The organism is Pedobacter frigiditerrae, assembly GCF_004331645.1.
Lineage (GTDB): Bacteria > Bacteroidota > Bacteroidia > Sphingobacteriales > Sphingobacteriaceae > Pedobacter > Pedobacter frigiditerrae.
This window is the reverse complement of record NZ_SJSK01000005.1, coordinates 155,281-179,522: the sequence shown is the minus strand read 5'-3', so window position 1 is coordinate 179,522 and position 24,242 is coordinate 155,281. Positions and strand designations below refer to the sequence as shown.

Below are 24,242 nucleotides of genomic sequence, written 5' to 3'. Positions count from 1 at the left end.
ATGAAAACAACTCATCACATAAAATTTGTAATCCTACTTTTGACATTAGTAGGTATTTCGGCTACGTCCTGTAAAAAGTTCTTGGATACAGTACCGAAAGAATTAACACTAGAAACTTATTTTAATACGCCTATAGAAGCAAGTACCTATTTAAATTCGATATATGACGCAATGAATAGGGTAGATGGAATACAGGCTTTTTATTCAGGAAATTATGAATCCTTTTTTTCACAAGGATCAGATGAATCCTATAACAGAAGTATCCCGGTTGCCGGGAGCATCGCACATTTTAACGCTAATTCCACTGATGTACAAAATTTAGGAGTATGGCGCCTTTGTTATACGGGTATTGGCAGAGCTAATACTTTTCTGGAAAACGTTGATAAGGTAGAAGGATTTACCGGTAACCAAAAGAAACACATGATAGGTGAAGCTAAATTTTTAAGGGCTTATTATCATTTCATTGTAACCCAATGGTGGGGAGATTGTCCATTAAGAACCAAATCAATAACAGTACCACAAGATACCCATATTGCTTTTACAAAATCTAAGGATGTTTATGATTGGGTGATTCAAGAAATGACAGAAGCTGAAGCTTTATTGTCTACTCAAAAAGCAACTAACATTGTACCATACAATAGCGGTAGGGTAGTGCAAACTACTGTACAGGGCATTTTAGCAAGAGTTTGTTTATATGCTGCAGGAGAGCCTATTAATGATACAAAAAGGTATGCTGAAGCCAGAGGTTGGGCAGATAAAGTGATTAAATCTGGGATTCATAACCTGAACCCGGATTATGCTCAGATTTTTATTAACCAATGTGCGGATGCCTACGATGTTACCTATAAGGAAAGTATGTGGGAATGTGAATTTTCAGTGATAGCTCAGGGAGGGGTTTTAAGAGAAAATCATTCAAATACTATACAGCAACCAAATGGTAATCTAGCAACTGGACAAGTAAATCCTACACCAGTTTTATATCGGTCCTTTCAGTCTTACTATAACCCCATAAGATCAACAGATAATTCTCCAGACTATAGAAGGGATATTAGTATATCTAATTTTGCTTATTCAGGTTCAGGTCCTTCTCTTGTTAAAGTCTTTTTTACATTTAATCAAAATGGGTATTGGGTAAGATGGCCAAACAAATGGAATAGAGATTATGAGGTAGTTGTGCCCAGGGATAATAACAACTCTCCAATGAATGTTGGATTGTTAAGATATTCAGATGTGCTACTGATGTTTGTAGAAGCTGATTTTAAATCTACAGGTGTTGTAAGTCCAGAGGCAATTAGTATCATGAATTTAATACGCTCCAGGGCTTATGGAGGTTTAAATAATCCAGTTAAAAATGGAATTGAATTAACCCTAACCGCTAACCAAGGCAGCGGCTATACTGTTGCACCTACTGCCATAACACAAATAGGTGCTACTGGTACAGAAGACGCAACTATTGGTACAACTATCGTAGGTGGCAAGGTAACCTCTTTAATCATGAGTACCACGGGTAAGTATTCTGATGTACCTTTAGGTACCATAGTTTATTTAGGTACTCCATGGACACCCAATACGGCCTTTGCCGTAAATGCTAATATTGTAGTACCAACAACCGGTAATTTATATAGGGTAACCACAGCAGGTACCAGTACAACAATAGCTCCATTTAATACTTCTGGTGCTTCAACAGCGGCCACCACGGGTGCCGTATTTACTTATATTGGCACAGCAGCTACTGCAACTGCCAAAAAATTAACTGGTGCTTTAACTCCTGCAGATTACGATCCTGCTAATTTTTTGAAAACCATACAGGATGAGAGAATGCGTGAGCTATGTTTCGAAATGTTAAGAAAACAAGATTTAAAGCGTTGGGGTTTGCTAAAAGCAAAAGTAATTGAAAGAGCTGATTTAGCCCTTAATGGAAGTACAGAACGATTCCCTAATAATGTCCAAATTATTCCCCCAGCTCCATCTGCCAACAGAGATGCAGCAAGGGCAGACGGAATTAATTTCACGGACAAATGGCTGGTATATCCGATACCGGCAGTTGAGATGAATTTAAATAAATTTGCTAAGCAAAATCCTGGATTCTAAAATGGTGAATAATTAATTGTAAAAAAATCATGATAAAAAAAATAATTATACCGGCATTGTTTGCCATTGCAATACTTTCGGCCTGCAGAAAATCATATTTAGATAATCCGGATTTAAATGTTACCACAAAAAGTTTAACCTATAAGGCTGGAGATTCAGTGCTATTTAATATCAATGGTAATGCAGATTATATCAGTTTTTTTTCTGGTGAAATTGGCAAAGAATACTCAAAGAAGAATAAGTTTTCTAATGATGTTAATGGCAATGCCCAATTAAGTTTTAACAGCAATGTACAATTTGGGATTGCTCAAAATAACTTGAGTGTGTTAGTTTCTAATAATTTTAGCGGGGTTTATGATACTACTAACGTAAAAAATGCCACTTGGGCAAATATTACTAGCGATGTAATTCTAGGTACTTCTGCAACTAATGTACCTTCAGGTACTATCAAGTTGAATCCTTATGCAGTTGAAGGAAAACCTGTTTACGTTGCCTTTAGATATTTGGCGGTAGACCCAGCGATACAAAAGCAAAGACAATGGACAGTAGGTGCATTTAATTTCATAACTACTCATGCTGATGGGGAAATATATAATAATGCACTCTCTTTTACAGATGGATTGTTTAAGAATGTGGAATTTAGAGGAGACTCTGCCCGTTGGGTAATAAATTCAGGAAATATTGTGCATACAGGTTTAAATGCGGCCTACCCTGGGGATGATGATTGGGTAATTTCTAAGGGATTTGATTTGAGAACCGTTGCAGGTGATGCCTCTGGAGTAATACCTATTAAGTCTATTGCTACTCCGGTGATAAAATCTTATGTGCATATCTATAATACACCTGGGACTTATAAAGCCACGTTCTTAGTTAGAAACGCTTCTAAAGTTGAACTCAAAGAGAAACTAATCGAATTTACTATTACAGTAACGCCTAAAGTGCCTTAATAAAATGAAAAAGTTAATCTTTACCCTAATAGCAGGAAGTTTATTTACTATAGCCGGCCATGCTCAGAAATCAAAATCTAAACCCGCGTTTGAAAGCGGTTTCGAAGAGCCAAAAAGGATTTGGAAAAATGGCAACTCTGAATGTGAACCTATCATCAGCAGCGTAAAGGTTCATTCCGGAGATAAATCATACGAAATAGGTGCTTTCGGTAAATGTAATTTATACAGGGATTTTCCATTAGTTGAAAATGCAACGGTTACCATTTGGTTTTATGATCAGGTAGAGGTAACGGGAATAGCAGCAGCCGTTGTTAATAATACCGAGGCAAAAGAAAACTTTATGATGGGTATTCATACAAGGGTCGATAAAAACAACTATTGTTACAGATACGGAAAGGATTTTAAGCCTACTACTGTTAAAAGAACTACTGGATGGCATGAAATGAAGTATGTTTTTACGGCAACGGGCTGTGAATATTTCATTGACTCTCAATCAGTGATAAAAGTGGAAAGCACCAACCAGATCAATGCTATCAGATTGGGTTCTGTATGGGGAGATGTTAATTCAGGATCACTATTCTTTGATGACATTAAGGTAGAAACAAAAAAATAATCAGTTATTATAACAACTTAAAGCACTGTTTTTGGGATTGCTTTTTTCCTGAATACAGTGCCTCTTTTAATTAAAAATCAATGTCGGTGAAACCTGCTTTTTCAGAAAAAAAATACACGATCATTTTAGTTTTTGTGACCTCATTATTCATGCTTTGGGGCGTTGCCATTACCATGGGAGATGTGTTAAATAAACATTTCCAGAATGTTTTAGGCGTAACCAAGTCAGAATCTGGCTTAGTACAGTTCTCCATATTCGGAGCTTATGCAGTAATGGGTATTCCGGCAGGTTTGTTCATGAAAAAATATGGCTATAAGAATGGTGTCTTATTAGGCCTATTTTTATATGCCATTGGAGCATTCTTATTTGTACCGGCTGCAGACGCAGAATCCTTTGCATTTTTCAGATTTGCCCTATTCATTCTCGCTTGTGGACTGGCCACCCTAGAAACCGTGGCTCACCCTTTTGTAGCTTCATTAGGAGACCAAAGAACAAGTGATCAACGTATCAATTTTGCCCAATCTTTTAATGGCCTTGGTGCAGTTGTTGGTCCGCTAATAGGAAGTTATTTTATTTTAAGAGGTGGGCAAGAGCATTCTAATGACCTTTATTCTGTTAAAATGCTTTACATCATCATAGGAATCATCATTACTGCAATTGCAGTTGCCTTTGCTTTTGTGAAAGTTCCCAAATTAACAGATCCACACGTTACAGATACGGATGCTTATGCTGTTGCTCCAGATTTAGCAGATAAATTACCTGCAAAAACACTTTTTCAGCACAGGCATTTCACTTTTGCTGTAATGGCACAGTTTTTTAACGTAGCCGCCCAGGGTGGAACGTGGGCCTTCTTTATCAATTATGGCCATGAGAAAATGGGCTTTACAGATGAAACCGCAGGTTACTACTTTGCATTAAGCATGGTAATGATGATGATAGGTCGGTTTTTTGGAACCTATTTAATGAAATTCGTTCCTGCTAATCGTTTACTGGCACTCTTTGCATTGGGAAGTATCACCATGTGTTTAATTGTTGCCCAAAGTTGGGGCTGGCCCTCTTTCATAGCCTTACTGATGCTTAATTTTTTCTTTAGCATTATGTTCCCCACCATATTCAGCTTAGGATTAAAAAACCTTGGTCCGCACACCCAAAAGGCATCTTCGTTCATTGTGATGGGTGTTGTTGGGGGAGCAGTCTTTCCGCCTTTAATGGGGCTGATAGCGAACCATGATGTGGCAGCGGCTTATTATTTACCAATCATTTGTTATTTAGTCATTTTCCTTTTTGGATATAAGTTTTATAAATCATAATAATTCGCAATTAACACATATGCATAAATCTATCATTTTGGGAGCTGATATTGGGGGCTCTCATATTACCGTGTGCTTAGTTGATGTCCTGGAAAGAAAGATCATTAACGATGTCATGGTCAGAAGAAATGTAAATTCTGATGGCAATGCACAGGAAATTATCTCACAATGGTGTGCTGCAATTTTTGAACTTTTTGAAAATGCGGCTTTTAAACCATTAAAGATGGGCATTGCAATGCCCGGTCCGTTTGATTATGAAAGAGGAATTTCTTATATCAAAGGATTAAATAAATACGAATCCTTATACGGATTAAATGTTAAGGAACTTTTAGCTGCTGAGCTAGATATTTTACCAGAATGTATCAATATTTTAAATGATGCACCCTGCTTTTTGCAGGGGGAGGTTTTTGGTGGCGCCGCCAAAGGGTATAAAAATGTAATTGGGATTACTTTAGGTACAGGTTTTGGTTCTGCGATTTATAGTGACGAAAGAGCTCGGGATGCAGAATTTTGGCAAATCCCATTTAAAGACAGCATTGCAGAACATTATTTTTCTACCAACTGGTTTTTAAACCAATACCAGCTTTTAACTGGGGAGACATTGGGAAGCGTCAAAGACTTAGTGGCTAAATTTCCACAGGAGCGTACTATAGTCAAAAATATCTTTGAAGAATTTGGATGCAATCTTGCTTTGTTCCTTGATAAGGCAATCACACGGGAAAGCCCCGAACTTTTGGTATGTGGTGGTAACATTTCCAAGGCATTTGATTTTTTTGGACCTTCATTGTTGAGTCAGCTAAAATTACGGAATAATCCTATTTTAGTTAAGACCACCTCTTTAGGAGAGCAGTCGGCCTTAATTGGTGCTGCCAGTAGCTGGTATGCCGGTTCAGTTGTAGATAACCTAATATAATTTAGCCATGAACATATGTAAAAAAATGATTAAAAGATGTCTATTAGTTTTTTGTTGTGGGCTGAGCTTTACTGTAGAGGCATTTTCACAATCATTTAAAATTTCGTCCCCAGATAATAAAACCATATTTTCCATTCAGCTCAATGATAAGCAATTGCTATATGACATTATCGTTAATGAGCAAGTTATTATAGAAAAGTCTGTTTTGGGTTTAGATTTCGAGAATCAAGGCAATGCAGGAGAAATGAGCTTGTCTGCATCGGATATATCAATCCATCAGGAAGTAATAAACTGGCCATTGGGAGAGCGTAGTAAAATTGAAAATGGTTACCATCAGCAAATTTACAGCATAAATAAAAGTGATAAAAATGCTTATGCCATTGAGGTAAGGGTGTTTAATGGAAGTGTTGCCTTCAGATATCTTTTAGGTAATAAAGAGCCCCTGGTATTGTCCAGAGAAAAAACGATATTTAATTTTCCAGTTTCACAAAGTATCTATCGATATAAGGAAGAGTCGGTTTTTAGGCCAACCTTAATTAAAGAACTTAAAGATTCCTGTGATTTACCTGCAACCTTGGTTTCCGATAGAGGTTACACCCATATAGGTGAAGCCAATAATCAAGACTACACAAAATCAGTACTTACTAAGTTAAAGGGAAATTCCCTTCAACTGGTTTATTTTAAGGATAAAAAGGTAAAGGCCGCCCCTGGCTTCATGACTCCATGGAGAACGGTATCCTTTACAGAAAAGGCTATCGGACTACATCAGTTTGCCGACCTTAATTTTAAACTCACGCCTGGCGTAAAAGAAGTGCCGCAATGGATTAAACCGGGTAAGGTCATGCGATCTGATCTAGGTGATAAAGCGGTAAAGGAAACTATTGACTTTGCTGCTGCCCAGGGTTTCCAGTACGTTTTGTTAGATGCAGGCTGGTATGGCCAGGAGTTCAGGTCTTCATCAGATCCAAGAACTTATATAGATGCCTTAAAACTCCCCGAACTGATCCAATATGGAAAATCAAAAAAAATAGGTATTATCTTATATGTTAATTATGTAGGCTTAAAACAATACCTTGATGAAATTTTACCGCTCTATAAAACCTGGGGCGTTGCCGGGATGAAGTTTGGATTTGTGGATGGCCTAACCCAGCAAGGCATTACCTGGTTAAACCAGGCCATTAAAAAGACTTACGAACATGGTTTTGTCATCAATGTCCATGATAATTACAAACCATCGGGACTTAACCATTTATATCCAAATTGGCTCACACAAGAAGGCATAAGGGGAAATGAACACGGTGGCAACAGTGAGCATGACCTGGTATTGCCGTTCACCAGGTTTTTAACCGGTCCAGGCGATTTTACCATTGGTTACCTAAATTCCAGCAAGGCGCTTACCGCCAGGTATAATAAATTGGGTTTTAATGTAACCAAGGCACACCAACTGGCATTATCAGTTTTGTTTTACAGTCCGCTTCAAGCGATTTTTTGGTATGGGAAAGCTGCCGATTATACCAATGAAAAGGAAATTGAATTCTTTAAACAAGTGCCTACCGTTTGGGATGAAACCCATTACCTTAAGGGTGAAATAGGAAAATACATTTCTGTGGCCAGAAGAAAAAATGATACCTGGTATATTGGTAATGCAGCTTCACAGCAATTGAATGATAAGATTGACCTATCCTTTTTGCAAAAAGGAAAAAAATACAAAGCCACAATTTATGAGGATGATGGACAGGGTGGGATAAAAACGTCCACAAAAAAAGTAAAAGCTAAGGATAGTTTAGCTATTAATGTTTTAGCTAACGGAGGGCAGGCAATAATTATTGATATAGTTAAATAGGTACTGTTTAAAAAAGGGAATGAATGTTCAGATTTAAATTTTTGTATTGGATAACTTATGTTGTCATTATTTTATTTTGCTCAAAACAAAATAGCTGTGCGCAAAAGATTGATATTCCTTTAAACATACAGAATAACCATCCCCGTATCTATACCGATCATGATGGACAAGGTTTACTTTCATCCAAGTTAAAAAAAGCGGATTGGGCCAAAAATGTTGTGGATGATATGATAGAAGAACTGGAACCTTACTTGAAACAGGTTGATAAGGACAGTAATTGGATGCTATCTCGTTTGCAGATGTACTGGAACAGCCATCATACAGATATTTATATCAGCGGAAATTATTTTGTAAAAGCACAAGGCAAGGCCAGCAGGCCAACTGTTCGTTTTTCTGGATCCAGAGATTGGGAAACACCCTATGCTGCACCAAGAATAGAAGACCTGAAACCATTTGCCGATCCGGAAGATGGTACTGTATATATGATGAAGGAAGGAAAGGGAGAGTGGGTTTCTCCGGAAAAATCAGGCTTAATTATTGAAAAAATAAACCAGCAAATTCTGCGCTATGCACAGAATGCTGCTTTTCTTTATTGGTTTACCGGGAATGAACGATATGCAAAATTCGCTTCAGGTATATTAACCACCTATCTTACAGGTTTATTAGATCGAAAATTACCTATTGCCGCTGCTGGAGATAACGTTAACAATATTTCTGCACTTACTTCTTTTGAAGTGATTCATCAGGGAGAGATACCTTTTGTGACGGTTTGCCATGATTTTTTGTACAGCTATCTGAAAAAGAGTTATCCTCTTTTTTCAAGTAATGTTGCCGCACCCGTATTTAAAAAATGGGCCGATAACCTGATCGATCATGGGATTCCTGATAATAACTGGAACATCTTTGAAGCTCGCTTTTTGTCTTACCTGGCATTGGCTTTAGAAAATAATGCTGTTTATGCTGACGGAAAAGGATCAAATTATTACTTGGATATTATTTACAATAAGGATTTTCCGCGTAATGCGGCTTTAACTACCAGTTTAAAAGGTTTTGATAAGGAAACGGGAATTTGGAATGAATCTCCGGGTTATTCATTGAATGTTTCAACAGATATACTCTCCATTATTTTACTGACAGACCGAGCTATGCCAAACAGCCTGCTTCCATTAATGCCCGTACTGAAAAAAGCAGTAATGGCTACAGCTCAATACCTCATGCCAAACAACTTTGCAGTGTCTTTTGGTGACGGACATTATAACCAGCTCCCGGCAAAAAGTATGGAATATCTCATCTATTGGTCAAGAAAATATCCGGATTCTTCAGAAGAAAGAAAGTTTACCCGGGCACTTAAATACAGCCAGGGAAGTAGTTACAATAGAAGTAAGGTTGAATCTTTATTTGATCTTTTCTTTTATGTAGATCAGCTTATCGAAACACCTCCAGCGAGTCTGCAGGATTTTGCCTCCGTTACTTTTTACGCGCCAAACGTAAGCTGGTTTGTTCAGAGAAATGGTTTTGATTTGAAAAACGGGCTAATGATTTCTTCAAACGCATCCGCCGGTAATCATTCACATGCGAACGGACTAAGTATAGAACTTTATGGCAAAGGTTATCCTTTAGCACCTGATTTTGCAGCAGGCAGCAGTTATTGGCAAAAAGACCATAGTGAGTTTTACTCACAGTTTGCAGCACACAATACGGTAGTGGTCGATGGTCAATCAAAATATGGATTTATGCGTGGTTATCATCCTTTCGCATTGAAAAGTCATTATCCCCAAAAAGCGCAGCAGGATCATTATTTCAGCAATGTTACCTATGGCAATATTTCTTTTGTAGAGCCAGAAACCCAGTCAGATCAGTTACGCTTACTCAGCATCATCAGAACCAGTGATAGTACAGGTTATTATGTGGATATTTTCAGGTCAAAGAAGCAAAAGGGTGGAGACATGAAGCACGAGTACCTGTACCATAACCTTGGACAGAAATTGACCATTACAGATTCTAAAGACAAGGTTCTTTTATTGAAATCTACGGATGAACTATCAACTTTAAAAGGAGACGTAATCGGGTACGATTATTTTACAGATAAAAAGTCTATAAAATTTGATCAAGATTTTAAGGCCACCTTTGAATTAAAGTTAAATCGCCAGCCATCTGTTTACATGAATATGTGGATGAAAGGAAATGATCAAAGAACCATTTTTTCTGTAAATTCCCCTAAATCAAGAGCATTAAATAACAAGGTGGTTCCAGCCGATATTGTAAATCTACCCGTGCCCACGTTGGTGGTAAAGCAAGAAGGAGAAGCATGGACTAATCCTTTTGTTGCCATATTTGAACCTTCCTTTGATAACAACAGCGCAATCAAAAGTATAAATGCCATTATTCCGGCAAGTGTCAATCCGGATTTTACAGGTGTTCAGGTGATTAATAAGGACAAAAGCACTCAGTTTATCTTTTCTGATGCAAAAGGCTTGACAGATAATCAATACAAGAGTTATTCCTTTAAGGGAGAATATGCAGTAGCTTCTGTTAAAGATGATCAACTTCAATATCTTTTTATTGGGAATGGCGTGTACGTATCTGATTCCTCAATTTCTATGAAGGCTAAAAACAAGGAGTTAACAGCATCATTACAGTTTGAAAATGAAGCTTATAGGTTATTTGCAGAAGATCCCCTTCAATTAAAATTTTTGAAGTCTAATTTTAATGGCCAATCATTAAAAACGATAAATAGTGAAAACAAGAGAAAAATATTCAAAGGTATGGTCATTAAAGAGAATGGTAAAAGGTACATTCTTTTTGACATACCCGCTTTAAATAATGACTTCATCAAATTTTCTTTAATAAAAGAAAAGATTAAAAACTAGTAGATAACAGCTAAAATAATACATAATTAGAAATGAGAAAAAGTTTTATATTGAGTTCCTTGTTATTGATCAGCCTTTTTGCAACTGCACAAAACAAAAAGCCTAACATCATTTTTATGATCACAGACGATCAGCGCTTTGATGGCTTAAGCATTGTACAGCAGGAACAGGGTAAAGCAGCCAGGTTTTCTTACCTGCAAACGCCAAATATGGATAGGATAGCCAAAGAAGGAGTGCGTTTTAGAAATGCTTTCGTAACACTGTCTTTGTGTTCACCCAGCAGAGCATCTATGCTTACCGGTCAATACAACCATATCAATGGTATCGTAAATAATTACCAACCGTTTACAGATTCTGTAAATACGTTGCCCGCCTTATTAAGAACTGCTGGATATAAAACTGCTCTGATTGGTAAATGGCACATGGGTAGTCAAAAGGGTAAACGACCCGGTTATGATTATTCTGCGAGTTATATCGCTCATGGAAAATATTACGATTGCCCCTTTGAAGTAGATGGAGTGAGTGAGCCAACAAAAGGCTGGATAGATGATGTAGCAACAGACTATGCCATAGATTTTATCAAAAAAAATAAAGATCATCCTTTTGCTTTAACTTTAGCGTTCAAAGCTCCCCATGGCGGCTGGACTCCGCCTAAGCGATACGATAAATTATATGACAACGTAAAATTAACCAGGCCTGTTAATGAAAAAGACAAGCCAGCTTACGTTTCATTTATCTACCCTGAGTATGCCGCCGCAGATAAAGAGCTTTTTGACTGGACAGACCTGTATGGCATGAAACGGGTGATCCCTTATTGGGAAACAGTCAAAGGTGCGGATGATGGTGTAGGCAGGGTTTTAGATCTTTTGAAAGAATTAAAGCTGGAAGAAAACACAGTAATAATCTTCACCAGTGATAACGGGTATTTTCATGGAGAACATGCGCTCCAGGATAAAAGGGCAGCTTATGAAGAAAGCATGCGCGTCCCGTTACTGATAAAATATCCAGCAAGATTCCCTAGAGGTAAAATTGTAGATGAGATGGCCCTTAATCTTGATCTTCCTTCAACTATGCTAGAACTGGCGGGTGTAAAACCTCCGGAACGTTTTCAGGGTAAAAGCTTGGTAAGCCTAATACAAGGGAAGCAAAAGGATTGGAGAAAATCTTTCTTATTCCAATACTTTTATGAAAGCAACTCGCCAACCCCTACTTTACTGGCTGTAAGAACTGATAAAGCCAAACTGGTAAAATATCCGCATCAAGATGATTGGGCAGAGCTTTTTGATTTAGAAAAGGATCCTTATGAAATGAACAACCTTTACAATAAACCTGAATATTCCTCTTTAAAGGAAAAAATGGAGAAGGAGTTTGAAAAACAACTGATTGAAACCAGATATAAAGATCCAAAAAATGCCCCGAAACTTCCATTAGATGATAATGGAAAATACATTCCTTATAAAGGGAAGCCTAACCAGTAGTAAGTCGAATTAATCATGTTAAAATTAAAATTACTAATCATCTTTTTATCCATGCCCTTTCTATTACAGGCGCAATGGCAATCTGAATGGGTACATTATAATCAAATGAGCAAATTGATTTACAAAACCGATGACAGAGGGAATAAAATACCAGATTTTTCCATGGTAGGATATGAAGGTGGAATAAGTTCATTTCCTACACCTTCCATAAAAATAACTTTAAAGCCAACAGGTAAAGACGATGGCGCAATCATACAAGATGCGATTTTGAGACTTTCCATAATGCCTATGGTGAATAAAGTTCGTGGAGCCATATTGTTAAAAAAAGGAGATTATTCTGTATCAAAAACCATCAATATTAATGTAAGTGGTGTTGTGATTTTAGGCGAAGGAAATGATGATAGCGGAACGGTGATTACCTTGACATCTGAGAAAAAAGCAGACCTTTTTAGTATTGAGGGTTCAGGAGAACTTAAAAAATTGGAGGCCAGTAAATTAACAATCACAGATGCTTATGTACCTGTTGGAAGTTTTTCTTTTCATGTTGATAAAATAAGTGATTACAAAATAGGAGACAAAGTTATTCTGTATCGCGAGGCTACCCAGAATTGGATTCATGACCTAAAAATGGATAGCATTCAAAAGCTACCTGCAAACGGCAGACAATGGCCTGTTGAGGAATACCATTTTAATTTCGAAAGAATAATTACCGCAGTTGATACAAAAAATAAGCTAATCACGCTACATGCCCCAGTTGTAATGGATTTGGATAAAAAATATGGTGGCGGAGCACTTTATCATTATGATTTTGAGGGGAGAATCAACAACGTTAGTATTCAAAACCTTAAAATGGTTTCAACATTTAAGGCAGAGGACGATGAACAGCATGGATGGAATGCCATCGCCATTAAGAAAGCCGAAGATTGTGTAATAGACAAAGTAACCTCCCTATATTTTGGTTACAGTTGCGTAAATGTTTATCCTACCTCAAAGAATATTACTGTTCAAAATTCTCAATGTCTGGATCCTGTTTCTAAAATAACGGGTGGAAGAAGGTATTCCTTCAATTGCGATGGGCAGCTTAACCTATTCAGAAACTGCGAAACCAGAAATGGACGTCATGATTACGTAACCGGGGGTTATGTGTGTGGGCCTAATGTTTTCTTAAGATCTTCTGCAACAATGGCACATACAGACAGCGGTCCGCATAATCGCTGGGCCATGGGGACCTTATATGATAATATAACCACAGATGGGGAAATCAACATCCAGGACAGGGGACCTTCTGGTACAGGGCACGGCTGGGCAGGTGCTTGGCAGGTTTTTTGGAATTGCACCGCCAAGACCATGATCAACCAGCAGCCGCCAATGGCACTAAACTGGAATATTGCCCCTAAGTCAAGACAGGGGAAGCCCTGGCATAAAAGACCAGATAGCATATGGGAGGGGGTAGGAGAAACCAATGTAAATCCTGCTTCTTTATATGAGGCGCAGTTAAAGGAACGTAAAGAAAATTTAACAACTAAATAAGGTAATTATTGCCTAATACAATCGTTTTTCTATGTTGAGATACAGTTTTTTGATATTTCTTTTTTTTCATTTTGGTGCATTAGCCCAGGATGATGTTTTAAAATATGTTAACCCGCTAACTGGTACTGCTAACAGCACCACTAAATCTGCGATAAAACATGGTGAAGGAACAGAAGCACTGGCTAATGTCATCCCGGCGGTTGGCGTGCCTTTTGGGATGACCCAATGGACTCCTCAGACCCGTTTGACTGAAAAAAAATGCATTGCACCTTATTACTACAAAGACCCTAAGATCAGTGGGCTTAGGGCAACACATTGGTTGAGTGGGTCCTGCACTCAGGATTATGGCAGTTTTACCGTAATGCCCATCAGCGGACAATTGAAAACTTCTGCGGTTGATTATGCCTCGTCTTATGCTCATGAAGATGAAGTTGCTTCGCCTGATTATTATAAAGTCCTATTAAGGGATTACCTTATCACTGCCGAAGTGACGGGTTTGGAGAGAAGTGCCATGCTCAAATTTACAGCCGGTAAGACAGATGATTTTTATTTGTTAATGACGCCTAATAGTGATAAAGATAAGGGCTTTATCAAGATTGACCGTAAGAAAGGAGAGGTCTCCGGTTACAATCCTGCCTATAGGATTTATCAGGGACTGGGTCAACCGGCTGGTTTCAGTGGGTATTTCGTGATCCAGTTTGATAGGCCCTTTTCTAAATCGGGCACCTTTAGCGGCAATCAGCAATATGGCCTGGATAGCCTCATCAATCAAAAGGACCTGGGTGCTTATTTAAAATTTGAGATGGAAAAAGGCGAAATCTTACGAGCCAGGGTCGGTACATCGTTTACCAGCATTGCCAATGCCCGTAAAAACCTGGCGACTGAAATCACAGGTTGGAATTTTGATGAAGTAAGAAAAAGATCAGCAGCGGCATGGAATAAAGCCTTGAACCAGATCCAGGTCAAAACAGATCTAGAAAAGCAGAAGAATATTTTTTACACTGCCTTTTACCACAGCTTGCAGCACCCAAGGCTATTTACAGATGTTGATGGGACCTATCCGAAATTTGCCCACCAGTATGAAAACGCTGTTTTAAAGGGAACAGAATATTATGATGATTTTTCGATGTGGGACATTTATCGGGCACAATTACCCCTTTTGGAAATATTACAGCCCCAAAAAATTGGAGCGTTCGTAAACTCCATGGTTCTAAAGGGGGAACAGGGTGGCTGGCTACCCATTTTCCCCTGTTGGAACAGCTATACCAATGCCATGATCGGCGATCATGGGACGGCATTTATCGCTTCTGCCTATACCAAGGGAATACGGGGATTTGATACTCAGAAAGCTTATCAACTCATGCGAAAAAATGCCTTTGAAATACCTGACAAGGAAACCTATCGGGATGGTAAAGGCAGAAGGGCCTTGGATTCTTATCTAAAATATGATTATATCCCTTTAGAAGATAGTGTGCCGGATGCTTTTCATAAAAGGGAACAGGTGTCAAGGACGCTAGAGTATGCCTTTAACGATTATGCCCTGGCTATTGTCGCAAGGGATATGGGCAAAACGGAGGACATGAACCTACTGCTAAAAAGGTCTTCGAATTATAAAAACGTATTCCAGAAAGAAATTGGCTCTGTAAATGGCAGATATGCTGATGGAAGTTGGGCAACTGATTTTAAAGCTGATGTTAAACTGCCTTTTATCACGGAAGGAACACCAAGGCAGTACATGTTTTATGTACCACACGATGTTTCAGGCTTGGCTTCTACGATGGGCGGTAAAAAAACCTTTGAGAAAGCTTTGGACAGTCTCTTCATAAAAGGAGAATACTGGCATGGAAATGAGCCTGGCCATCAGATTCCCTTTCTCTATAATTTCACTGATTCACCATGGAAAACACAAAGGGAAGTAAGAAAAATTCTAAGTGAAGAATACGATGATGGGATAGGTGGCCTAAGCGGCAATGATGATGCCGGTCAGATGAGTGCCTGGTATCTTTTTGCAGCAATGGGTTTTTACCCGGTAAATCCGGTGGCCAATGAATACTTGCTTAGCACTCCCTTATTTCAAAGCATCAATATCAATCTGCAGAATGGTAAAACATTTACGGTTCAAGCTTCGGCAGATCCTTTGGAGATGCCTTACATCACTTCTGTAAAACTGAATGGGAAATCCTATAGGAAAAATTACCTTTCTCACCAGGATATCATGAACGGTGGAACATTAGAAATCAAGTTAGGAAAGACTCCTAATGAAAAATGGGGGGCTAAGGATAACAATCAGCCCTCGGGCATATCAAATAAGGCTAAAAAATGAAAAAGCTATTTACAATAATTTTATTAATCCTGCTGACCAAAGGCTCAGTATGGAGCCAAATTTCGCAGGATGAGCGTATGCAATGGTGGCGTGAGGCCCGTTTTGGCATGTTTATTCATTGGGGTTTATATGCTATTCCCGCGGGCGAGTGGAAAGGGCAATATGACGAGAAAAAAATTGGGGAGTGGATCATGCATACCTATAAAATCCCATATACAGAATACAGTTCTTTAGCCAAGCAATTCAATCCCACTAAATTTGATGTTAAGGCATTTGTAAAAACGGCAAAAGATGCAGGAATGAAGTATATCACCATTACCACCAAACACCATGATGGTTTTGCCTTGTTCAAGTCTAAGGTCAACAATTACAATGTGGTAGATGCCACGCCTTACAGAAGGGATATTATCAAGGCTTTAGCCGATGAATGCCATCTGCAAGACATAAAGGTCTGTTTCTATTATTCCCAGGCACAAGATTGGGCAGAGCCCAATGGATGGGGGAATAATTGGGATAACTTTCCTAAGGAAAATGATAGAAATCATCAGCAATACATTGATGATAAGGTAAAACCTCAGCTGACGGAATTATTGAGCAACTATGGAGAAGTAGGCATGATTTGGTTTGATACCCCACTAAGTATCACCAAGGAACAGGCTGACGATTTAAAGGCACTGGTTCGTAAGTTACAGCCGAAATGTATCATCAGCGGTCGTTTGGGCGGAGGGGTTGAGCCTGATTATCAGTCAACCAGTGACAACACAGTGCCTCCCACAACGGTAGCAGGGGATTGGGAAGTGCCAGCAACCTTGAACAATACCTGGGGATTTAAAAAATATGATGCCACCTGGAAATCGGCAGATGGCGTAACCCGTTTATTATTTGATATTGCCAGTAAGGGAGGCAATTACCTATTGAATGTTGGACCAACCGCGGACGGAGTGATTCCCGAAGCATCTGTAAAAATACTGAAACAGGTAGGTGAGTGGATGAAAATTAACGCAGAAGCTATTTATGAAAGCAAGGCCAGTCCCTACTACGTGGAATTCCCCTGGGGGAACATTACCCAAAAGCCAGGTAAATTATATGCAGGTATATTTAACTGGCCTTCGGAAGATTTTTACCTTGAAGGTCTAAAGACCAAGGTCAAAAAAATGTACTTGCTGGCGGATAAAAGCAAGAAACCGGTTCAGTTCGAAGCGCAATACGATGCTCCGACAAACCATCATGTCCTAAAGATCAAGCTGCCCAAAGAAGCTCCGGATAAGGTACTGTCTGTGTTGGTCATGGAAATTGAGGGAGAAGCGATTGTTGAAAAACAAATCATTGAGGATCATTCTGGGAAAATCAATCTTTTTGGAGGTAAGGCAAAAAGCACTAAAAATGGCCATCCTGCTACAATTGCAATCAATAACAACGGTGGTGGAGCTCAAAACTGGAAAGATGCAGAGATCAAACTGGAATGGGAGTTTATGGTTAAGACTCCTGGTACTTATGATCTGGAAATTGTAAGTACAGAAACAGGAGCACATGAAAAAACAGATTGGACCGGTGGGCATCAGGTAAAACTAATTTATAATGACGTGGTAAAAGACATTACCATTTCCCCAGATGCCAAAACGTTTAATCCACGAACGCTTTACTGGAAAAATATCATTACCAAGGCCGGTAAGATCACATTTGATAAACCCGGCATTTACAAGCTCAAATTAGAGCCGGTAAATATTTTGCAGGAGGGTCGTGGATTTACCTTCAGGGAAATTAATATCACAAAATAAAGTAGGTATCAGTAAAAATGAATATGAAATTTATCAATAGCATTGCCCTTTTAGCAGGGTTTTTAGTCATGTCTTGTTCTTCACAAAGGAATATTCCCAGCGGTGAAGATGCTGTGAAATTAGCAGCAAGGAATTATCAGGCTTACATGAGGGATTACCCTGATCCTACTAAATACCTACGAAGTATCGATAACGGGAAGTTAAAGGCCACATCTTCCAGTGACTGGACAAGTGGGTTTTTCCCGGGTAACTTATGGTACCTATACCGACTGACCAGGGATGAAAGGTGGAAAGATGCGGCTTCAAAATGGACGGCCGGTATCGAAAAGGAAAAGGACAACAAAGGTACCCATGATTTGGGTTTCATGATGTTCAATTCCATCGGATTGGAATATGAGCTCACCCAAAACCTACGTCAGAAAGAAGCTTTAATTAAAGGTGCAAAATCCCTGGCTTCCAGATTTGATCCCAAGGTTGGTGCCATCAAATCTTGGGACAGCAAGCCATGGAATTATCCAGTTATCATAGATAACATGATGAACCTGGAATACCTGTTTTGGGCAACCAAGGCAACTGGTGATTCCTCCTACTATAAAATTGCCGTGCAACATGCAGATACGGACATGAAATATCGTTTTAGGGCAGACAATACTACCTATCATGTTTTGGATTTTGATGCTCAGACGGGGAAATTGCTGGCAAAAAAAACGCACCAGGGCTATGCTGATGGAAGTTGCTGGGCTCGTGGACAGGCCTGGGCTATCTATGGTTACACCGTGATGTACAGGGAAACCAGGCAAAAAAAATATTTAGATCAAGCAGTATTGGCATCCAGCTATTTTTTAAGCCAGACAGATAAAATCGCAGATCATATTCCTTACTGGGATTTTAATGCGCCAGGTATTCCTGATGTTCCCAGGGACGCTTCTGCAGCGGCAATTGCAGCTTCTGCTTTCATAGAAATGAATAAATACACTGGCGAGAAAGGGTATTATCTTTCTAAGGCAAAAGAACTGTTAAGGTCTCTTACTTCTCAAAAATACCTTTACCATAGAAGTGAATATCCTTATTTCCTGTTGGACCATAGCACTGGACATCATCCAAAGAATTCGGAAATTGATGTGCCTATCATTTATGCAGATTACTATTTACTGGAAGCCTTGTGGAGGTTGAAGCAGAAATGATTGAAACATTAAATAACTCTTGGTTTTTGTTAAATAAATCAGCTCTATAGTTATGTTTATTTCTCATATCTATTTTCGAATGAAAATAAAATTATTCCTTACATTAATTTTTGTTCTACTTTTAACCATATCGAAAGCTCAGGATGAAAACGGCATGTATACAAACCCAATTTTATTCGCCGATTATTCGGATCCGGATGTGATCCGTGTAAAGGACGATTATTATATGGTTGCATCCAGTTTTACGGCATTTCCGGGTATTCCTATTTTACATTCCAAAGATTTGGTAAACTGGAAGATCATTAACCATGTGTATCAAAAACTTCCTTTCTCGTGGTATAATAAACCAAAGCATGGAAAAGGTGCGTGGGCTCCGTCTATCAGGTATCATAAAGGGATGTTTTATGTGTATGTATGCTCTCCGGATGAAGGCTTATTTATGGCTCGCACTGCCGACCCCGCAAGGCCCTGGGAATTATTTCATGTTGCAGACATTGCGCAATGGGAAGATCCTTGTCCGTTTTGGGATGAAGACGGAAACGCTTATTTAGCTCATTCCAAACTGGCAGGTGGCCTGGCGGTAATTCATAAAATGAGTACAGAAGGTACAAAGCTGTTGGATAATGGTGTAATTGTATATCAGAACAAAGTAGAAAACCCAACATTAGAAGGCTTAAAACTGATGAAACGGAACGGCTACTACTATATTTTTGCTCCCGCTGGAGGAGTGTCAACGGGCTGGCAAACCGTTTTAAGGTCAAAAAATATTTATGGCCCTTACGAAAGTAAGAAGGTTTTAGATCAGGGTGATACAGATATTAACGGCCCACATCAAGGCGGTTTTGTAGATACCCAGACCGGAGAATGGTGGTTTATTCACTTTCAGGATCGGGACGCATTTGGCAGGATCGCTCACCTGCAACCAGGCAAGTGGCTGACGAACGATTGGCCTGTAATCGGTATGGATGACGATGGCGATGGTTGCGGAAGTCCGGTAAAAACGTTTAAAAAGCCCAATGTTGGTAAAACATACCCCGTAACTAAGCCTCAAACTTCTGATGATTTTAACTCAGCCAAACTAGGTTTGCAATGGCAGTGGCAGGCTAATTCCAATCCATCCTGGTATTCATTATCAGCAAAACCTGGTTCTATACGTTTATTTGCTGCTAATTCACCTACAGAGTTGGGTAATTTATGGTATGCAGGCAATCTGCTTTTGCAAAAGGTTTCTGCACCAGAACAAACTTTTACTACAAAATTGTTTTTTAATCCTTCAGATGAAAGTGAAATGGCTGGAATCACCGTTTTTGGCCAGTATTATACCTTTTTATGCCTGCGCCAGATTAAAAGTCAGTTACGCTTATCTTTAGTTGAAAGTGGCTTTAAAGCCGACGGCTTTGTGCCTAAAGAACTTTTTGGTGTAGCTATTAAGCAAAACCAGGTTTGGTTAAAGGGCCATATCTATGCGGATCAAACTTGTTCCTACAGTTACAGTTTAAACGGAAAAGACTTTACAGAAATTCCTCAGCGTTTAAAAATCACGAAAGGCCGTTGGGTAGGCGCAAAAATAGGAATTGCCTGTGTAAATCCTAATTTGGCACCGGTAAAAATGGGGTTTGCTGATTTTGATTTTTTTGAGGTGGAGGATAAGTAGGGGGAAAGATGTACAATCATGGTTTTTTTTAAAATTTTCCTGGTTTATCAATTATGAACTATACTTTTTATCCTTTCATTAATTTTAACAAGTGTTAAGTAGTCTTTGTCACTAATAAAAGCAGTATTCGGCTTGCCAGTTTATTAACTGGATATACTGTAATGTATTTATATGGATTTTGTATAAAGAAAAAATAATATATATTAGCTAAACCGATTTATCAAAACCTTATTAATTAGATGTACAAATATTAATTTCCTTACCCATACGTTCCAAAACATCAGAAACAAAATCATGATTTTTAAAATAAAATTACTTTGTTGCGGCTCAATACTGGCAAGTTTAATTTCATTAAACACCTATGCGCAAAATAAGCCGAATTATAAATATAATTTCCAGAACCCCAATCTATCAGTGGAAGAGCGGGTCAATGATTTGGTATCACACTTAACCTTGGAGCAAAAGATAGCACAGATGTGTAATGGTGCCCCAGGCATTGATAGCCTGGGGATCTTACCCTATAACTGGTGGAGTGAGGGTTTACATGGTATTTGCCGTTCGGGTATTGCAACTGTTTTTCCCCAGGCGATAGGCCTAAGTGCAACCTGGAATGACGGTCTACACCAGCGGGTAGCGGACATCATTTCTAGTGAATTCAGGGCAAAGTATAATGAAGCGCTGCAAAACAAAGAATATGGTCAACGCTATAAAGGCTTGACCATTTGGTCGCCAAATATCAATATTTTCCGTGATCCACGTTGGGGACGCGGGCAGGAAACTTATGGAGAAGATCCATATTTGACCGGCAGGTTTGGTGTTGCATTTGTAAAAGGATTACAGGGCGATAATCCTACCTATCTCAAAACAGTTGCTACACCTAAGCATTATGCCGTACATAGTGGCCCGGAGGCGTTGCGCCATGTCTTTGATGCCCAAACCAGTGCCCGCGATTTTTGGGATACCTATGCTCCGGCATTTGAAGCTTGTATTAAAGAAGGCAAGGCATGGTCGGTCATGTCTGCCTATAATAGATATATGGGCGAGGCGGCTACTGCAAGTCCTTTTTTATTACAGGATGTCTTAAGGGATAAATGGGGTTTCAAAGGCTATGTCGTGTCAGATTGTGACGGTGTTGCAGATATATATAAAACACACAAACTTGTGGCCACAGCAGAGGAGGCTTCGGCATTAGCTGTCAAGGGAGGTTGCGATCTCAATTGTGGCAACACGTACAAAAGTTTGACTACTGCGGTCGAAAAAGGGCTAATTACCGAAAAGGAAATCGACATCAGCGTAAAGCGGTTATTTACAGCCCGTATAAAACTGGGTATGTTCGATCCAACAGACCTGGTGCCTTACAATAAAATACCTGCCAATGCTTATGATTTGCCAGAACATCGTAAGCTGGCACTTGAATCTGCCCGCCAAAGTATGGTATTGCTTAAAAATAACGATCACACATTGCCCTTAAGCAAAAACACAAAAAATATATTAGTAGTTGGACCCAATGCCAATGCCTATGAAGTTTTACTTGGTAATTATAATGGAATTCCTTCCTCAATGGTGAACGTATTGGATGGGATCAAGAAGAAAATGCCAAGAGCAAACATTACGTATTTGCCAGGCTGTGATTATACAAGCAACGTGATTTCTTTCAATACCATTCCTGCCAGTGCATTCAAGGGAGGTATTAAAGCTGAGTATTTTCAGAATCAAGTTCTAAAGGGTACCCCTAAGGCAATTAAGACTGAAAAGGACATTGATTTCAACTACACCACCAACGGACCTGCAGATAACATCACTAACGATAATTTCTCTGCCCGTTTTACCGGTCAGTTATTTGTGGAAAGTGAAGGTGATTATAATTTGGGAATACTTGGGGAAACGGGATTCAGGCTGTTTTTAGATGACGTACTAATTATTGACCATTGGCCAAAAGGTGGTACAAAGAAAAAAATCAGCCTTAAAAAAGGACTGCACAACTTTAAACTGGAGTATTTTGTGACTGAGAATGTTGATTTTGCGGAGCTGCATTTTCAATGGGCAAGGGTTAATCCCAGCTTAATGAACGAACTGGTTGAAGCTGCGAGAAAGAACGACGTGGTAGTGTTCGCCGGAGGGATCTCCCCGCAAATGGAAGGAGAAGGCGGCACCAATGACCGCAAAAGCATCCTTCTGCCAGAATTACAAACAGAGACATTAAAAAAGCTCCATTCGGCAGGTAAGCCGATTGTATTAGTGCTGATGAGTGGCAGCGCCCTAACGGTAAATTGGGAGAATGCAAATCTGCCTGCCATCCTACAGGCATGGTATCCTGGCGAAGAAGGTGGAACGGCAGTTGCCGATGTGTTATTTGGCGATTATAATCCGGCAGGTCGAATGCCGGTTACGGTCTATAAATCTGATAAGGACCTGCCAGATATCACGGATTATAATATGAAAGGCCGTACCTATCGTTATTTCGAAGGGGAAACACTTTATCCCTTTGGTTACGGATTGAGTTATAGCAATTTTACCTATTCTAATCTTTCCATTCCAAAAACTGCTAAAGTGGGAGCAGAGGTGACCGTAACCATAGAGGTGCAAAATACCGGAAAAGTTGCCGGTGACGAAGTGGTGCAGGTGTACATAAAGGATTTTACACCATCGTTGGTATTACCTATCCATAGCTTGCAACAATTCCGTCGTGTTCATCTAAAGGCTGGTGAAAAACAAAAGGTAAGTTTTGTGCTAACCCCAAAAAGCTTTTCGCACTTGACTAAAGATGTTGTAAGAGTTACCGAACGCGGTTCTTTTGAAATAGCTGTTGGCGGGCAACAACCAAACGTAAAGGGAACAACTTCAAGAACAACACAGGTTTTATCACAAAAGCTTGAATTAACGACTAAAAATTGATGAAGTTGAGAAGGGTATCAATTGTTGCTTGCCTGTTATTCATGTCCGGTTTATTGAAAGCTCAGGATTTACTGGTAATGGAAAGTAAAAACCTCCCATTGCCAGATTCTGTCTGGGTTTTTAAACCGTCGTCTTACGATAGGGCAAAAGAATATCCTTTAGTTTACCTTTTACATGGCTTTAGTGGAAACTATAAGTCATGGAACAAAATCATAGATTGTCAGCAATATGCCAATGATTATGGATTTATCATAGTTTGTCCAGATGGATTGTTGGATAGCTGGTATCTGAATAGTCCGGTACAAAAGAACAAGCAATATGTATCTTTCTTTTTTGATGAACTATATCCTTCCATTAAAAAGCGGTACGCAGTCAAGGCCCAAGATATTTTTATTAGTGGTTTAAGTATGGGAGGCCATGGAGCCCTGTCCTTGTTTTTAGCACGCCCAGAATTATTTAAAAGTGCGGGGAGTACCAGCGGGGTGGTGGATCTAAGTGTAGGAAACTCCAAAAACTATAAAATAACAGCTCTGCTTGGCGCAGATCTGCAACAGGCAGACTCACTATGGCACCGATATTCAGTTCTAAAAAAAATTGAAAATAACGCTGCATTAAAAAAGCCGATCATTTTCGATTGTGGAACGGAAGATAAATTTCATTCTGCAAATGATGCGTTGTATGAAAAATGCCTAGAACTAAAAATTCCTGCTACCTATACCTCCCAATCAGGTGGACATACCGCTACTTACTGGAAAAACAATGTTAAAACACATTTTGATTTTTTCAGCAAACAAATTATGACCAAAAATTAAT

Annotated in this window: 15 protein-coding genes; all 15 read left to right on the top strand. The window is 39.2% G+C overall.

Annotation, left to right across the window (positions count from 1 at the left end):
• The 15 genes from EZ428_RS18420 to EZ428_RS18350 all read left to right on the top strand — a co-directional run bounded on the left by EZ428_RS18420 (nt 1) and on the right by EZ428_RS18350 (nt 24,241).
• Nucleotides 1-2,091 (top strand): RagB/SusD family nutrient uptake outer membrane protein, encoded by a 2,091-nt coding sequence (locus EZ428_RS18420; RefSeq protein ID WP_165501816.1) that lies wholly within the window; start codon nt 1-3, stop codon nt 2,089-2,091.
• 29 nt (nt 2,092-2,120) lie between these two features.
• On the top strand, nt 2,121-3,038 hold the full coding sequence (locus EZ428_RS18415; protein WP_131554674.1) for a DUF5017 domain-containing protein: 918 nt from the start codon (nt 2,121-2,123) through the stop codon (nt 3,036-3,038).
• A 4-nt stretch (nt 3,039-3,042) separates the two neighbouring features.
• Nucleotides 3,043-3,651 carry a hypothetical protein gene (locus EZ428_RS18410; RefSeq protein ID WP_131554673.1) on the top strand — a complete coding sequence of 203 codons (609 nt, stop codon included), beginning with the start codon at nt 3,043-3,045 and terminating at the stop codon, nt 3,649-3,651.
• 80 nt (nt 3,652-3,731) lie between these two features.
• Complete coding sequence (gene fucP, locus EZ428_RS18405; protein ID WP_131554672.1) at nt 3,732-4,961, top strand: L-fucose:H+ symporter permease; 1,230 nt, start codon at nt 3,732-3,734, stop codon at nt 4,959-4,961.
• A 19-nt stretch (nt 4,962-4,980) separates the two neighbouring features.
• Entirely contained in the window at nt 4,981-5,874 is an 894-nt protein-coding gene (locus EZ428_RS18400; RefSeq protein WP_131554671.1) for an ROK family protein, read from the top strand.
• A 25-nt stretch (nt 5,875-5,899) separates the two neighbouring features.
• Nucleotides 5,900-7,717 carry a glycoside hydrolase family 97 protein gene (locus tag EZ428_RS18395; RefSeq protein WP_165501815.1) on the top strand — a complete coding sequence of 606 codons (1,818 nt, stop codon included), beginning with the start codon at nt 5,900-5,902 and terminating at the stop codon, nt 7,715-7,717.
• Between the two features lie 23 nt (nt 7,718-7,740).
• A complete protein-coding gene (locus tag EZ428_RS18390) occupies nt 7,741-10,587 on the top strand; it encodes a heparinase II/III domain-containing protein (RefSeq protein WP_131554669.1) in 2,847 nt (948 codons plus the stop codon).
• A 32-nt stretch (nt 10,588-10,619) separates the two neighbouring features.
• The gene (locus EZ428_RS18385; protein ID WP_131554668.1) at nt 10,620-12,065 is read left to right on the top strand and encodes a sulfatase family protein; all 1,446 of its coding nucleotides are present in this window, start codon (nt 10,620-10,622) and stop codon (nt 12,063-12,065) included.
• A gap of 15 nt (nt 12,066-12,080) precedes the next feature.
• Entirely contained in the window at nt 12,081-13,595 is a 1,515-nt protein-coding gene (locus tag EZ428_RS18380) for a hypothetical protein (protein ID WP_131554667.1), read from the top strand.
• 31 nt (nt 13,596-13,626) lie between these two features.
• Nucleotides 13,627-15,918, top strand: coding sequence for a GH92 family glycosyl hydrolase (locus tag EZ428_RS18375; protein WP_131554666.1), 2,292 nt, complete (start codon nt 13,627-13,629; stop codon nt 15,916-15,918).
• Nucleotides 15,915-17,696, top strand: coding sequence for an alpha-L-fucosidase (locus EZ428_RS18370; RefSeq protein WP_131554665.1), 1,782 nt, complete (start codon nt 15,915-15,917; stop codon nt 17,694-17,696). The genes EZ428_RS18375 and EZ428_RS18370 overlap by 4 nt, the downstream gene beginning before the upstream one ends.
• 23 nt (nt 17,697-17,719) lie before the next feature.
• Nucleotides 17,720-18,880 (top strand): glycoside hydrolase family 88 protein, encoded by a 1,161-nt coding sequence (locus EZ428_RS18365; RefSeq protein ID WP_225871092.1) that lies wholly within the window; start codon nt 17,720-17,722, stop codon nt 18,878-18,880.
• A 79-nt stretch (nt 18,881-18,959) separates the two neighbouring features.
• On the top strand, nt 18,960-20,534 hold the full coding sequence (locus EZ428_RS18360) for a glycoside hydrolase family 43 protein (RefSeq protein ID WP_131554663.1): 1,575 nt from the start codon (nt 18,960-18,962) through the stop codon (nt 20,532-20,534).
• Between the two features lie 294 nt (nt 20,535-20,828).
• Nucleotides 20,829-23,429, top strand: coding sequence for a glycoside hydrolase family 3 C-terminal domain-containing protein (locus EZ428_RS18355; protein WP_131554662.1), 2,601 nt, complete (start codon nt 20,829-20,831; stop codon nt 23,427-23,429).
• A complete protein-coding gene (locus EZ428_RS18350) occupies nt 23,429-24,241 on the top strand; it encodes an alpha/beta hydrolase (RefSeq protein WP_131554661.1) in 813 nt (270 codons plus the stop codon). The genes EZ428_RS18355 and EZ428_RS18350 overlap by 1 nt, the downstream gene beginning before the upstream one ends.
• The last annotated feature ends 1 nt before the right edge of the window (nt 24,242 follow it).

What these genes read in the sequence shown, in the direction of transcription:
- EZ428_RS18370 (WP_131554665.1), top strand. Translation starts at nt 15,915, where the DNA reads ATGAAAAAGCTATTTACAATAATTTTATTAATCCTGCTGACCAAAGGC.
- EZ428_RS18380 (WP_131554667.1), top strand. Translation starts at nt 12,081, where the DNA reads ATGTTAAAATTAAAATTACTAATCATCTTTTTATCCATGCCCTTTCTA.
- EZ428_RS18390 (WP_131554669.1), top strand. Translation starts at nt 7,741, where the DNA reads ATGTTCAGATTTAAATTTTTGTATTGGATAACTTATGTTGTCATTATT.
- EZ428_RS18355 (WP_131554662.1), top strand. Translation starts at nt 20,829, where the DNA reads ATGATTTTTAAAATAAAATTACTTTGTTGCGGCTCAATACTGGCAAGT.
- EZ428_RS18410 (WP_131554673.1), top strand. Translation starts at nt 3,043, where the DNA reads ATGAAAAAGTTAATCTTTACCCTAATAGCAGGAAGTTTATTTACTATA.
- EZ428_RS18420 (WP_165501816.1), top strand. Translation starts at nt 1, where the DNA reads ATGAAAACAACTCATCACATAAAATTTGTAATCCTACTTTTGACATTA.
- EZ428_RS18385 (WP_131554668.1), top strand. Translation starts at nt 10,620, where the DNA reads ATGAGAAAAAGTTTTATATTGAGTTCCTTGTTATTGATCAGCCTTTTT.
- EZ428_RS18400 (WP_131554671.1), top strand. Translation starts at nt 4,981, where the DNA reads ATGCATAAATCTATCATTTTGGGAGCTGATATTGGGGGCTCTCATATT.
- EZ428_RS18360 (WP_131554663.1), top strand. Translation starts at nt 18,960, where the DNA reads ATGAAAATAAAATTATTCCTTACATTAATTTTTGTTCTACTTTTAACC.
- EZ428_RS18365 (WP_225871092.1), top strand. Translation starts at nt 17,720, where the DNA reads ATGAAATTTATCAATAGCATTGCCCTTTTAGCAGGGTTTTTAGTCATG.
- EZ428_RS18375 (WP_131554666.1), top strand. Translation starts at nt 13,627, where the DNA reads ATGTTGAGATACAGTTTTTTGATATTTCTTTTTTTTCATTTTGGTGCA.
- EZ428_RS18415 (WP_131554674.1), top strand. Translation starts at nt 2,121, where the DNA reads ATGATAAAAAAAATAATTATACCGGCATTGTTTGCCATTGCAATACTT.
- EZ428_RS18350 (WP_131554661.1), top strand. Translation starts at nt 23,429, where the DNA reads ATGAAGTTGAGAAGGGTATCAATTGTTGCTTGCCTGTTATTCATGTCC.
- EZ428_RS18395 (WP_165501815.1), top strand. Translation starts at nt 5,900, where the DNA reads ATGATTAAAAGATGTCTATTAGTTTTTTGTTGTGGGCTGAGCTTTACT.
- fucP (WP_131554672.1), top strand. Translation starts at nt 3,732, where the DNA reads ATGTCGGTGAAACCTGCTTTTTCAGAAAAAAAATACACGATCATTTTA.